The following is a 12,784-nucleotide window of genomic DNA, read 5'->3' on the forward strand; positions in this document are numbered from 1 at the left end:
CACGCTGTGTGGCGTGTCCACCCTCCGTGACCTCGCCGAGGAGCACACCGCGCTCCGCCCGGCCGACATCGACCACCTGCACCGGATCGCCGGCGACTGGCAGCTGCTGTCCGACCTGTCCTTCGCCGACCTGCTGCTCTGGGTGCCGGTGGACGGCGACGGCACGTTCCTCTGCGTGGCCCAGGTCCGTCCCACCACCGCCCCGACCGCCTACCTGGACGACCAGGTCGGGCGGATCGTCGGCGGGGCCGAGGTGGCCCACCTGGAGGTGGCCTACCGGCAGGGACGGATCTGGCGCGAGGGCGACCCGGTCTGGTACGGCGACGTCCCGGCCCGCCACGAGGCGATCCCGGTCCGGCTGCGTACCGGCGACGGTGAAGCCGGCGAGGTGATCGCCGTGGTGGGCCGGGACACCAACCTGTCCACCGCGCGCACCCCGAGCCAGCTGGAACTGAACTACCTCACCACCGCCGACGACCTGGCCCAGATGATCGCCGACGGCACGTTCCCGCCGCCCCGGCACCCCGGCGAGACCACCTCGGCGCCCCGGGTCGGCGACGGCCTGGTGCGGCTCGACGCCAACGGCAAGGTCACCTACGCCAGCCCGAACGCGCAGTCCGCGTACCGCCGCCTCGGCTACGCCTCCCACCTGGTCGGCGAGGACCTGGCCAAGCTGCACCGCCGGCTCGCCGGCGACCCCCTCGAAGGCACCGACGCGGGCAACGCCGTGCTCGCCGCGCTGCGCGGCGAGGCGCCACCCCGGCGGGAGATCGACGCCCGCGGCGCCACCATGCTCACCCGGGCGCTGCCGCTGATGCCCGCCGGAGTGCCGATCGGCGCGCTGGTGCTGGTCCGCGACATCACCGAGGTACGCCGCCGCGACCGCGCCCTGATCACCAAGGACGCCACCATCCGGGAGATCCACCACCGGGTGAAGAACAACCTTCAGACCGTCGCCGCGCTGCTGCGCCTGCAGGCCCGGCGGGTCTCCATGCCCGAGGCCCGGGTCGCGCTGGAGGAATCGGTACGCCGGGTCGCCTCGATCGCGCTGGTGCACGAGACGCTCTCCATGTCCAGCGACGAGGCGGTCGAGTTCGACGGCATCGTGGACCGGGTGGCCAGCGCCGCCACCGAGGTCGCCGCCACCGAGGTGAGTGTCGGCATGCGCCGCCGCGGCAGCTTCGGCGTCCTGCCCGCCGAGATCGCCACCTCGCTGGTGATGGTGCTCAACGAGCTGCTGCTCAACGCCGTCGAGCACGGTTTCCCGTCGGCCGAGGAGGAGGCGGCCGCTCCTCCTGTGGACGTGCCCCGGCCGGAGGCGGGGGTTTCCGCGCCCCGGCCCGAGGTTGTGGTCTCCGCGCACCGGGCGCGCAAGCAACTGCACGTAACGGTGACCGACAACGGCCGGGGGCTGCCCGAGCAGTTCGACGCCGAGCGCGGCGGCAACCTGGGCCTGCAGATCGTCCGGGCGCTGGTCACCGGCGAGCTGCGCGGCACCATCGAGCTGCGCAACGGCGCCGACGGCGGCACCGAGGCGGCCATAGTCGTACCGCTGGCCCGCGGCACCACCGACCGCCTCACCGGACGAGCAGGGCCACTGTGATCCCCGGACGCGGCCACACCTGCCGCACCGTGTAGCCCGCGCGCAGGGCGTCGCCCTTCACACCCGGCACCGCCGCCAACGGGTCCGCGCGCCGGCCGGTGACCACCAGCCACACCCGGTCCACCCCGGCCAGGCACCGCGCCAGGTCGTCGCACTCCACGGCCCAGAGGCTCGCGTCCTGACGCTGGTCGCGGACCACCAGCACGTCGCGTGGCAGCCTCGACCCCAGGTGGTACGCCATGCCGAGATCCGGGAACAGCCAGCCGTCCCGGGGCGAGTAGACGATCGCGTCGCCCGGCCGCTGCCCGGCGCGGATGGTCCCGGCCGCGCCCGCGTAGTCGACGGGTGCGCTGCGCGGCCACTCGTGGGTGCGGCGCAGCGCCGCCTGATCGGGCAACCCGAGCAGCCCGGCCAGGACCACCACCGCGATTCCCGCCGCGACCCGTCCGCGCGGCGACGTCGGCCCTTGCTCTGCTTCCGTGGGCGCGGCAGTGCGGCCGGCTGCGGCGGGTGTCGCCGTGCGCGCTGGTCCAGCGGGCGTTGCTTCAGCGGGCGCTGGTTCAGCGGGCGTTGCTTCAGCGGGCGTTGCTGTTGCCGGCGTTCGGGCCGGTGCGGGAGTGACCCGCGCGGCAGTCAGCGCGGCGCCGGCCAGTACGCAGGCGAACGGCACGGTGAAGACCAGGTAGCGGGTCACCCAGAGCGGCACCATCGTTCCGGCGGCGAACATCAGCAGCACCGGCAGCAGCACGGCGGCGGCCGGCAGCAGCGCCCGGCGACCCAGCCGGGCCACGCCGAGCGCCGCGAGCGCGAGCACGAAACCGCCGACGACGCCGCTCTGCGCCAGCGCACCTGGTAGCGCCGCCAGGTCGGGCAGGCGCGCCGGGTCGACCCAGTCGAGCTGTCGACCGCGCTGCCCCCGGGCGACGAGTGCCAGTGGGGTGACGAGCACGACGGCCGGCACCAGCGCCAGCAGCCACCCGGCCAGCGTCTCCCGAGCCTCGCCGGTCACGTTCTGCGGTTCCGCTTCCGGCGCGTCCGTGCCATGCTCCCTGCTCCCGGGATGCGGTGACACCCGTGGCGTTCCACCGGCGTTCGATCTCGTGGCTGGGTGGAACGCCGTGGGTGTCTGCGGGGCGCCGTGACACCCGTGGTGTTCCACTCGCGCTCGATCTCGTGGCTGGGTGGAACGCCACAGGTGTCTGCGGCGTGGCCGGCTCGCGTCGGGCATCTGGGCTCGGGACTGGCCGGGCGGATCGACGACCCCCGCAGGGCCATGTGCGGCGGTCAGCAGCACCACCACGGCGTGCGCGGCGAGCAGGGTGAGCGCGACCAGGTGGAGCAGGCCGAGCGCGGCGACCGCAGCGGCGTACCCGGCCCAGCGTCGCCAGGTCGGCCGGCGCAGCGCCTCGACCAGCAGCAGCGTGGCCAGCACGGCGAGCAGCGTGGCTAGGGCGTACGGGCGGGCCTCCTGCCCGTACCGCGAGGTGACCGGCAGGACCGCGAACAGCAGTCCGGCCAGCAGCCCGGCGCGACGGCCGACCAGCACCGCGCCGAGGCGGGCGGTGAGCGCGGCGGCCACGGCCATGGCCAGCGCGGAGGGCAGTCGCAGCGCCGTCGGCGACGTGCCGGCAATCGCCGTCCAGCCGTGCATGAGCAGGTAGTACGGCCCGGTGGCGGCGTCGATGGTGCGGGTCATCCGGGCCAGGTCGGATAGCGGGCGGCTGGCCGCGCTCCAGGTGGCCAGCTCGTCCCGCCACGGCTGGGCGTGCCCGATCCCGGCCAGCGTCACCACGAGCGTGAGCAGCCCCGGCGTCACCCACACCGCCCAGCCGGGAAGGGCGCGAACAGACGCGGGCCCGAACCTCCTCACCCCCGCAGCGTCACACGCCCGCTCCCGCTCACCCCCCAGCTCCCCCATTTCCCACCCACCCGGCCCACCCCACCCCACCCCGCCCGGCCCCGGCCCCGTCGATCATGAGGTTGACGGCACTCACCGTCCCTTTTGTCCCCGCCAACTTCATGATCAACGGTGCGGTGGCGGGGGTGGACGGGGACCGGCGGTGTCGACCAAGGAGATTGCGGCCTGATGTGGCGGGTTGGGGGACGTCAACTCCTTGATCAACGGGAGAGGGCGGGGAGGGAGGGCGGGGGACAGGGACGGGAGTCGATCCCGGTTGTGGCCCGTGATGTGGGATCACAGTGCGGAGCTGTGGTCCGGCCGGGCGTGGTGTGGCAGCATGAGGCACATGACCGCCGCTGTCGTCCGCCGCTTCGTGGCTCGCCGCCACGTCGATTACGGCCGCGTGCGCAGCGCGATCTGTCCGGCCCACTGACGACGCCCGACCCTTCCGTCTCGGGCGCGCACTCGCGCCGGCCGTCATCGACATCGCCGTCCACGGCCCACTCCCGGGCCGGCCGCCGCGTCCGCGCTCGCAGGCACCGCAGCAAGCAATGGAGGACGCCGCGATGGCGGTCAGCAGCACCCCGACCCGTCCCGACTCCCCGGCGCCCGCCGCCCGTGCGCCCCGCCGGCCACGCGGCGAGGGCCAGTGGGCGCTCGGGCACAAAGAGCCGCTCAACCCCAACGAGCGGATCAAGAAGGACGACGACCCGCTGAACGTGCGGGACCGGATCGAGAACATCTACGCCCATCGCGGTTTCGCCTCGATCGACCCGCAGGACCTGCGCGGCCGGTTCCGCTGGTGGGGCCTCTACACCCAGCGCAAGGCCGGCATCGACGGCGGGCGTACCGCAGTCCTGGAGCCGCACGAGCTGGAGGACGAGTTCTTCATGCTCCGCGTCCGGGTGGACGGCGGCCAGCTCAACCTGGCCCAGCTCCGCGTGATCGCGGACATCTCCCGCGAGTTCGCCCGGGACACCGCCGACATCACCGACCGGCAGAACATCCAGTACCACTGGATCCGGGTCGAGGACATGCCGGAGATCTGGCGCCGGCTGGAGGCGGTCGGCCTGCAGACCACCGAGGCGTGCGGCGACTGCCCCCGGATCGTGCTGGGCAGCCCGGTCGCCGGGGTGGCCCGGGACGAGGTGCTCGACCCGACTCCGGCGATCGACGAGATCGTCCGCCGGTACGTCGGCGACAAGGCGTACTCCAACCTGCCCCGCAAGTTCAAGACCTCGATCTCCTGGCTGGTCGACACCCCGTACGAGGCGAACGACATCGCGTTCCTCGGCGTGGAGCACCCGGAGCACGGTCCCGGCTTCGACGTGTGGGTGGGCGGCGGGCTCTCCACCAACCCGATGCTCGCCAAGCGGCTCGGCGTCTGGGTGCCGCTGAACGAGGTGCCGGACGTGTGGGCCGGTGTGGTCGGCATCTTCCGCGACTACGGCTACCGCCGGCTGCGTAACCGGGCCCGGCTGAAGTTCCTGGTCGCCGACTGGGGCGTGGAGCGGTTCCGGGAGGTGCTGGAGAAGGAGTACCTGGGCCGCACGCTGCTGGACGGTCCGGCCGCGGAACTGCCGGCGAAGCCGGTGGACCACATCGGTGTGCACGCCCAGCGTGACGGCGCGAACTACGTCGGCGCGGCCCCGGTGGTGGGCCGGGTCTCCGGCACCCAGCTGGCGCAGCTCGCCGACGTGGTCGAGGCGCACGGCAGCGGCCGGGTGCGGCTCACCCCGTACCAGAAGCTGCTGGTGCTGGACGTGGCGCCGGAGCGGACCGAGGAGCTGGTCACGGCGCTGCGCGGGATCGGCCTGGAGGCCCGGCCGTCGGCGTGGCGGCGCGGCACGATGGCCTGCACCGGCATCGAGTTCTGCAAGCTCGCCATCGTCGAGACCAAGCGGCGCGGCGAGGAGCTGGTCGCGCGCCTGGAGGAGCGGCTGCGCGACTTCGACGCGGACATCTCCATCCACCTCAACGGCTGCCCGAACGCCTGCGCCCGCACCCAGGTCGCGGACATCGGGCTCAAGGGCCAGCTCGTGGTCGGCCCGGACGGCCGGCAGGTCGAGGGTTTCCAGGTGCACCTCGGCGGCGGCCTCGGCATGGCCCAGGGCCAGACGGCCGGTTTCGGCCGCAAGCTGCGCGGCCTGAAGACCACCGCCGAGGAGCTTCCGGAGTACGTGGAACGGCTCGCCCGCCGCTACCTGGCCGGCCGGACCGAGGGTGAGACGTTCGCCAACTGGGTGATCAGAGCCGACGAGGAGGAGCTCCGATGAGCGATGCCCGATCTGCGCCTCTCTACTGCCCGTACTGCGGGGAGGAGGACCTGCGACCGCACGAGGCCGGACACGGCGCCTGGGAGTGCCACGCCTGCGCGCGGGTCTTCGCGGTCAAGTTCACCGGTCTGCTGAGCCGGGCGGTGACCCGGTGAGCGGCCTCGTCTCCGCCGCCGGCCTCGGCCTGATCGGCGAGGCCGGGCCGGCCCGCCGGGACCCGGAGGAGTTGCGCGCGCTGGCCGAGGAGGCCGGCCGGGAGCTGGCGGACGCGCCGGCGATCGAGATCGCCCGGTGGGCGGCCGAGACGTTCGGCGAGCGGTTCTGCGTGACCAGCTCGATGGCCGACGGGGTGGTGGCGCACCTGGTCTCCCGGGTCGCGCCCGGCGTCGACGTGGTGTTCCTGGACACCGGGCTGCACTTCCCGGAGACGCTGCGGGTGCGTGACGAGGTGGCCCGCCGGATGCCGGTGCGGGTGCGCTCGATCCGGCCGCGGATGACCGTGGGCCAGCAGGACGGCCAGTACGGTCCGCGGCTGTTCAACAGGTCCCCGGACGACTGCTGCCAGCTGCGCAAGGTGGAGCCGCTGGAGCGGGCGCTGTCCGGGTACGACGCGTGGGCCGCCGGACTGCGCCGGGACGAGTCGCCGACCCGGGCGAACACGCCGGTGGTGGGCTTCGACGCGCGGCGCGGCAAGGTCAAGGTGAACCCGATCGCGGCGTGGACGCAGCGGGAGGTGGACGCGTACGTGGCCCGGTACGACATCCCGGTCAACGAGCTGTTCGCACGCGGCTACGGCTCGATCGGCTGCTGGCCGTGCACCCGGCGGACGAAGGCGGGGGAGGACCCGCGGTCCGGTCGCTGGGCGATGTTCGAGAAGACCGAGTGCGGCCTGCACACCTGAGGGCCGGGCCACCCGTGGTGCTGGTGGCGCACGGGAGCCGTGACCCTCGGGCGGCGGAGGCGACCCGGGCGCTGGCCCGGGCCGTGGCGGACACCTGGCCCGGTCGTGCGGTGCTGCCGAGCTGGCTGGACCACACCGATCCCGGCCCGGCCGAGGTGCTGCGCGGGCTTGCCGCCGCTGGCCACTACCGGGCGGTTCTGGTGCCGCTGCTGCTGACCGCCGCGTACCACCGGAAGGTCGACATCCCGGCGGCGGTCGCGGCGGCCGGCGCCGAGATCGAGGTACGGGTGACCGACGTGCTGGGCCCGGCCGGCTCCGGCGTGGACGGCGGGTTGCTGGACGGGCTGCGCCGCCGCCTGGCGGAGGCGACCGGCGACGAGCCGGGCGGGCTGGACGCGGTGGTGCTGGCGGCGGCCGGTACCCGGGATCCGGCCGCTCGTGCTTCGGTGGGCCGGGTCGCGGCGGCGTTCGGCGCCGGGCTGGGCGTGCCGTGCCGCGTGTCGTACGCCTCGGCGGCGCCGCCGGAGGTCGGCGGCGCGGTGACGCGACTGCGCGCGGCGGGGGCCCGCCGGGTCGCGGTGGCGGCCTACTTCCTGGCGCCGGGCCGGTTCCACGACGGGGTACGCGCGGCGGCCCGGTCGGCGGGCGCGGTGGCGGTGGCGGAGCCGCTGAACGACCTGCCGGAGTTGGCGGATCTGGTCCGGCGGCGCGTGGATACGGTTGCGGCCTGACGGGTGAGGACAACGCAACGCCCCGGCCGGATTCCCGGCCGGGGCGTTGTCGTGTGGTACGGGTCAGGCGGAGTGAGCGCGCAGCACCCGGAGACCGCCGCGGCGCTTCACCGCGCGGCGCTCCTCCTCGCTCATCCCGCCCCAGACGCCGGCGTCCTGACCGGACTCCAGCGCCCACTGCAGGCACTGGTCGGTCACGGGGCAGCGCCGGCAGACGGCCTTCGCCTGCTCCACCTGAAGGAGGGCCGGGCCGGACGTCCCGATGGGGAAGAACAGCTCCGGGTCCTCGTCGCGGCAGACCGAATCGTGGCGCCAGTCCATGGCGGCAACACTCCTCATTCTTAGTGGGTGGCCAGTAAACGCTTCGTTGCTATTCCTATTTGCGTCCGCATTGCCGAAGGGTGACGGTCAGCATCCATCAATTCGGCGCAGCGTGAGCAGGCTGTGGGGTGCCTGGACCTGCTGGAACAGCTCAACCGAACGAGCATATCCAGGCAATGTCCCGGCAACACGAGTTCGCTTGTGAATACTTTCACGAACTACAGCGATGTCAAGGGTGCCGCTCGGAAAAACTCCGAACAGTGAGCGGGCTCACCACCCATTTGTCCGGGTTTACCAGGGTCCTGGTTACCCGGCGTGCCACAGTCGATAATCAATGTAGTACGGTCTGCGTGACGTTGCTGACATTTCCGGCACCCTTCCTCGGCGTGGCGGCCACCGCGCCCGCGCGGCGGGGGGATCCGCGTCAACCGACTGGAGTACCCGAGACCTAGCAGATTACTCTCAGTGCCGCCGGCACGGAGGTGAATCGGACTTTCTCCCGCTCGCCGAGGTAGTCCCCGTCCATCTGGAACGGCAGTGGGCGCTCCGAGCGCAGGGTGAACTCCGCCAGGTCGTGCAGGCGCAGCACCTGCTTGCCGTGCGGGTCCGGCTTCCGGGAGAAGAACTGCGCCGCCGTACGGGCCGTGCTGGCCACCCGCAGCCGCCGCAGCGCGAGCACGTCGAGCCCGAGATCGAACGAGGCTTCCGGGTTCGGGTTGATCTCCCGGTCGCCCAGGTACGTCCACGGCGCGGTGTTCTGGATGATCGCCGTGGCCAGCTCCGTGTCCGGCGCCTCACCCGGACGCTCCAGCGTGATCGACGGGTGGCGGCGGTCCGAGCCGACGAAGTACTGGCTCGCGGTGGACCGGAAGTAGAGCGCCGGCGTGGAGACGCGCCCCTTCCTGCGGGACTGTTCCACCCGGCGGATGACCGCCGCGTCCAGCCCGAAGCCGGCGCAGAACGTGAAGTAGCGGTCGTCGGCCCGGCCCAGCCCGATCGTGCGGGACCGGCCCAGCCGCAGTCCCTCCAGGATCATGCTGGTGCCGTCCGGCCACTCCCGGGGCAGCCCGAGCGCGCGGGCGAAGACGTTCGTCGAGCCGCCGGGCACGGTGGCCAGCGCGGGCAGCCGCTCGGCCGAGGTCTGCCCGGTCCGGAACGTCGGCGGCTCCGCCGCCATCAGGCCGTTTACCACCTCGTTGACGGTGCCGTCGCCACCGAGCGTGACCACCAGGTCGACGCCCTCCTGGGCGGCCTCCCGGGCCAGGTCCATGGCATGGCCCCGCCGGCGCGTGTAGCGCACCGACAGGTCGACTTCACTGCGCAACGCCCGGACCAGCACGTCCCGGCTGCGCTCGCTGGTGGTGGTGGCCTTCGGATTGACCACCAGGACGGCCCGCATGGGCGGCACTGTACCGCGACTACCCACCGGTATCGTGGCGCCCGTGACGATCGACTCCGACCCGGTCCCCGGCACGCTGCGCGCCGCGGTGCTCCTGCTACGCGCGGAGGCGGTGGCGCTCGGGCTGATCGCGGTGTGGCTCATCTGGTCCGACCTCACCGCTGAGACGACAGACCTGGTCTCGGCGCTGTGGGTGACCGCGTTCGCGGTCGGCGGCGCGGTGGCGCTCTGGGCGCTCGGCGGCGCGTTGTCCCGCCGTCGCGCCGGGGCACGCGCGCCCGCGATCGTGCTTCAGCTCATGCTGCTGCCGGTCGGCTGGTTCATGATCGAGGGCGGCATGGGCTGGCTCGGGCTGCCGCTCATGGCGTTCGGCATCGGCATGGTCGGGTTGCTGGTGAGCGGCCCGACCAACCGCGCGCTCGGCTTCGGCGACCCGGCCCGCTGAACGCCGGACGGCCGCCGGGGCGGTGGCCGCGACCCGGTCAGTAGCCGCCGGCGCGGCGGGTCAGCAGCGAGATGGTGGCCCGGCCGTCGGTCGCGTGGGCGTTGGCCCCGGTGGTCAGCGCGGTGAGCACCTTCCAGGCGAACGACGACTCCGACGGCAGCGTCGCGCCCCGGACCGTCGGCACCGTGACCTCGACGGTGAGCGCGTCCTCGGTGACCGCGAACCGGCACTCCAGTTCGGCGTCGCGGGTGGCGATGGCGAGCAGCATGGCGCACGCCTCGTCGACGGCGATGCGCAGGTCCTCGATCTCGTCGAGGGCGAACTGCAGCCGGGCCGCGAGGCCGGCCGTGGCGGTGCGGAGCACGCCGAGGTATCCACCGTCGGCGGGCACGGTGAGGTGGACGACGTCGTCGTCAGTCGTCGAGTGCCCGGTCAGTTGAGTCACGGCTCCTCCCCCCGGTGCGGGACTCTACCCGGTCAGGGGGCCGACCGCGTGGGCGCGGCCGTCGCGTGCGTGGCGAGCTCGCGCAACGCGGGTCCGGCCAGGCGGTACGGGGTCCACTCGTCCATCGGCGTGGCGCCGATCGCGGCGTAGAAGCGGGCTGCCGGGTTCCAGTTGATCATCCACCACTCCAGCCGCTGGTAGCCGCGCTCGACGCAGATCGCGGCGAGGGTGGCCAGCAGCATCCGGCCCGCGCCGGTGCCCCGGGCGGACGGGCGGACGTACAGGTCCTCCAGGTAGATGCCGTGCACGCCGGCCCAGGTGGAGAAGTTGAGGAACCAGAGCGCGAAACCGATCGGCTGGTCCGCCGCGTCGACGGCCACGTGACCGAAGAGCGCCGGCGCCGGCCCGAACAAGGCCGCCTCCAGCTGCTCGGCGGTGAGGTGGCACTGCTCCGGGGCGCGCTCGTACTCGGCGAGTTCGTGCACCATGGCGACGACGGCCGGTACGTCCCCAGGACGTACCGGCCGGATCGTCGGAGTGCCGTCGGGCGACGTCACGCCTGCTTGGTCTCCCAGAAGATCTTCGAGATCTCGTCGATCTTCGCCAGCAGCTCGTCCGCCTTGGCCGGGTCGGTCGCGCCCTTGGCGCCGGCCGCGCCGGCCAGCTTGGTGGCCTCGTTGAACAGCTGGTGCAGGTGCGGGTACTTCTCGAAGTGCGGCGGCTTGAAGTAGTCGGTCCAGAGCACCCACAGGTGGTGCTTGACCAGCTCCGCCCGCTGCTCCTTGATCAGGATGGCGCGGGTGCGGAACTCCGGGTCGGTGTTGGCCTGGTACTTCTCACAGATCATTTTGACCGACTCGGCCTCGATCCGGGCCTGGGCCGGGTCGTATACGCCGCAGGGCAGGTCGCAGTGAGCGCTGGCCGTCACCCGGGGCGTGAGGATGCGGGGAAGGCGCATCAGGGTCCTCCATGGGTTGTTTGCGATGATCCAAGACGACATTACTCCTGGAGACGCCCTCGGGGGCTGGGAGGTGACATGGCGCCCACCGCCGAACCTCCGGCGCTGCGCGGCCCGCTGACGCCGGTGCTGGTGACCGGCCCCTCCATGTCCCCCACGCTGCGGCACGGCGACGCGGTGCTGGTCCGCACCGGCGGCCGGGCGGTGCGCCCCGGTGACGTGGTCGTCGCGGTCTTCCGCAGCCGTCCCGACCTGCTCGTCGTCAAGCGGGCGGTGGAACCGCGCGACGGCGGCTGGTGGTTGCGCGGCGACAACGAGTTCGTCGCCGACGACTCCCGCGCGTACGGGGTGGCCGACGTCCGCGGCCGGGTGGTGGCCCGCTGGTGGCCGCGTCCGGGACTGGTCAGGGGCCGGTAACGACCGGAGCGGATATGACCCCGCTCACATACTGGCTGCCGAAGCGTGACTATGCTCGGAAAGTGCCCGGGTGACCCCCGCACCGCCGCGCCGCCGGTCGCTGACCACCGCTGACCACGCCGGCCGGTCCGTCTGCTCGACAGATCCTGGAGTCACCATGTCTTCGTCCACCCCGGACCCCGCCGATCCCGTCTTCCGCCTGCACGTCGGCGGCAAGATGGCAGTCGCCTCCACCGTCCCGCTGACCAGCCGCGAGGACCTCTCCCTCGCGTACACCCCGGGGGTTGCCCGGGTGTGTGAGGCGATCGCCGCCGACCCCGCGCTCGCCGACACCTACACCTGGGTGTCGCACACCGTCGCGGTCGTCACCGACGGCTCCGCCGTACTCGGTCTGGGCAACATCGGCCCGCGCGCCGCGCTGCCCGTGATGGAGGGCAAGGCGGTGCTGTTCAAGCAGTTCGCCGGCGTCGACGCGGTGCCGGTCTGCCTGGACACGCAGGACGTGGACGAGATCGTCGCGACGGTCAAGGCGCTCGCGCCCTCGTTCGGCGGGATCAACCTGGAGGACATCAGCGCGCCGCGCTGCTTCGAGGTGGAGCGGCGGCTCGACGAGGCGCTGGACATCCCGGTCTTCCACGACGACCAGCACGGCACCGCGATCGTGGTGCTCGCCGCGCTGCGCAACGCCGCCACGCTGCTCAACCGCAAGCTCGGCGACCTGCGGGTGGCCGTCAGCGGCGCGGGCGCGGCCGGTGTCGCGGTGACCAAGATGCTGATCGCCGGCGGCGTCGACCCGGCCGGGGTGGTGGTGTGCGACTCGCGCGGCATCATCGGCCGGCACCGCGAGCTGACCGGCACCAAGGCCGAGCTGGCCGAACTCACAAACGCCGAGGGGCGCCAGGGCGACATCACCGAGGCGCTGCGCGGCGCGGACGTGCTCATCGGCGTCTCCGGTGGCCAGATCCCCGAGGCGGCGGTGGCCGGCATGGCGCCCGGCGGCATCGTGTTCGCGCTGGCCAACCCCACCCCGGAGGTGCACCCCGAGGTGGCCGCCCGGCACGTGGCGGTGGTCGCCACCGGGCGCAGCGACTACCCGAACCAGATCAACAACGTGCTCGCGTTCCCCGGCGTGTTCCGGGGCGCGCTGGACGCCGGCGCCACCCGGATCACCGACTCGATGAAGGTGGCCGCCGCCGACGCCATCGCGAACGTGGTGGCCGAGTCGCTCACCGCCGACGCGATCGTGCCCTCGCCGCTGGACCCCCGGGTCGCGCCGGCGGTGGCCGAGGCGGTCGCCGAAGCCGCCCGCCGCGACGGCGTCGCCCGCCGCTGAGATGTAAGGAAGGGGCCCTTCTTAACGCCTCCGGTAGAGGAAGGGCCCCTTCTTA

The 12,784-nt window shown here is 73.1% G+C and carries 14 protein-coding genes; 8 read left to right on the forward strand and 6 right to left on the reverse strand.

What is annotated here, in order from left to right:
- Positions 1–13: 13 nt before the first annotated feature.
- A complete protein-coding gene (locus A8711_RS02650; RefSeq protein WP_043328512.1) occupies positions 14–1,603 on the forward strand; it encodes a PAS domain-containing sensor histidine kinase in 1,590 nt (529 codons plus the stop codon).
- On the opposite strand, the gene A8711_RS02655 is transcribed toward A8711_RS02650, so the two are convergent.
- On the reverse strand, positions 1,578–3,473 hold the full coding sequence (locus A8711_RS02655) for a glycosyltransferase family 39 protein (protein ID WP_069087354.1): 1,896 nt from the start codon (positions 3,471–3,473) through the stop codon (positions 1,578–1,580). The genes A8711_RS02650 and A8711_RS02655 overlap by 26 nt on opposite strands.
- 596 nt (positions 3,474–4,069) lie before the next feature.
- Between A8711_RS02655 and A8711_RS02660 the strand changes: the two genes are divergently transcribed.
- The 4 genes from A8711_RS02660 to A8711_RS02670 are packed head-to-tail and all read left to right on the forward strand — an operon-like array spanning position 4,070 to position 7,411.
- Complete coding sequence (locus A8711_RS02660) at positions 4,070–5,779, forward strand: nitrite/sulfite reductase (protein WP_043330952.1); 1,710 nt, start codon at positions 4,070–4,072, stop codon at positions 5,777–5,779.
- Positions 5,776–5,934, forward strand: coding sequence for a hypothetical protein (locus tag A8711_RS32320; protein WP_013288361.1), 159 nt, complete (start codon positions 5,776–5,778; stop codon positions 5,932–5,934). The genes A8711_RS02660 and A8711_RS32320 overlap by 4 nt, the downstream gene beginning before the upstream one ends.
- Positions 5,931–6,680, forward strand: coding sequence for a phosphoadenylyl-sulfate reductase (locus tag A8711_RS02665; protein WP_043328516.1), 750 nt, complete (start codon positions 5,931–5,933; stop codon positions 6,678–6,680). The genes A8711_RS32320 and A8711_RS02665 overlap by 4 nt, the downstream gene beginning before the upstream one ends.
- Positions 6,662–7,411 carry a sirohydrochlorin chelatase gene (locus tag A8711_RS02670; protein ID WP_176722739.1) on the forward strand — a complete coding sequence of 250 codons (750 nt, stop codon included), beginning with the start codon at positions 6,662–6,664 and terminating at the stop codon, positions 7,409–7,411. Before A8711_RS02665 ends, A8711_RS02670 begins: the two co-directional genes overlap by 19 nt.
- A gap of 63 nt (positions 7,412–7,474) precedes the next feature.
- Here the strand turns inward: A8711_RS02670 and A8711_RS02675 are convergent, their stop codons facing one another.
- A complete protein-coding gene (locus A8711_RS02675) occupies positions 7,475–7,732 on the reverse strand; it encodes a WhiB family transcriptional regulator (protein ID WP_013288358.1) in 258 nt (85 codons plus the stop codon).
- Positions 7,733–8,180: 448 nt separating this feature from the next.
- Positions 8,181–9,131 (reverse strand): diacylglycerol kinase family protein, encoded by a 951-nt coding sequence (locus A8711_RS02680; protein ID WP_043328518.1) that lies wholly within the window; start codon positions 9,129–9,131, stop codon positions 8,181–8,183.
- Positions 9,132–9,174: 43 nt separating this feature from the next.
- Here A8711_RS02680 and A8711_RS02685 point away from each other — a divergent pair, with 43 nt between their 5' ends.
- A complete protein-coding gene (locus A8711_RS02685; RefSeq protein WP_069087397.1) occupies positions 9,175–9,576 on the forward strand; it encodes a hypothetical protein in 402 nt (133 codons plus the stop codon).
- Positions 9,577–9,613: 37 nt separating this feature from the next.
- Here the strand turns inward: A8711_RS02685 and A8711_RS02690 are convergent, their stop codons facing one another.
- Genes A8711_RS02690 through sodN form a run of 3 tightly spaced genes read right to left on the reverse strand, consistent with a single transcriptional unit; the run spans position 9,614 to position 10,979 of the window.
- Positions 9,614–10,021, reverse strand: coding sequence for an ATP-binding protein (locus A8711_RS02690; RefSeq protein WP_069087356.1), 408 nt, complete (start codon positions 10,019–10,021; stop codon positions 9,614–9,616).
- A gap of 32 nt (positions 10,022–10,053) precedes the next feature.
- On the reverse strand, positions 10,054–10,578 hold the full coding sequence (locus tag A8711_RS02695) for a GNAT family N-acetyltransferase (protein WP_069087357.1): 525 nt from the start codon (positions 10,576–10,578) through the stop codon (positions 10,054–10,056).
- Positions 10,575–10,979 carry a superoxide dismutase, Ni gene (gene sodN / locus A8711_RS02700; RefSeq protein WP_043328527.1) on the reverse strand — a complete coding sequence of 135 codons (405 nt, stop codon included), beginning with the start codon at positions 10,977–10,979 and terminating at the stop codon, positions 10,575–10,577. The genes A8711_RS02695 and sodN overlap by 4 nt, the downstream gene beginning before the upstream one ends.
- A gap of 78 nt (positions 10,980–11,057) precedes the next feature.
- Between sodN and A8711_RS02705 the strand changes: the two genes are divergently transcribed.
- On the forward strand, positions 11,058–11,396 hold the full coding sequence (locus A8711_RS02705; protein ID WP_069087358.1) for a S24 family peptidase: 339 nt from the start codon (positions 11,058–11,060) through the stop codon (positions 11,394–11,396).
- Between the two features lie 157 nt (positions 11,397–11,553).
- Entirely contained in the window at positions 11,554–12,729 is a 1,176-nt protein-coding gene (locus tag A8711_RS02710) for an NADP-dependent malic enzyme (protein WP_043328531.1), read from the forward strand.
- The last annotated feature ends 55 nt before the right edge of the window (positions 12,730–12,784 follow it).

Source organism: Micromonospora sp. II (assembly GCF_001709195.1).
Taxonomy (GTDB): domain Bacteria; phylum Actinomycetota; class Actinomycetes; order Mycobacteriales; family Micromonosporaceae; genus Micromonospora; species Micromonospora chalcea.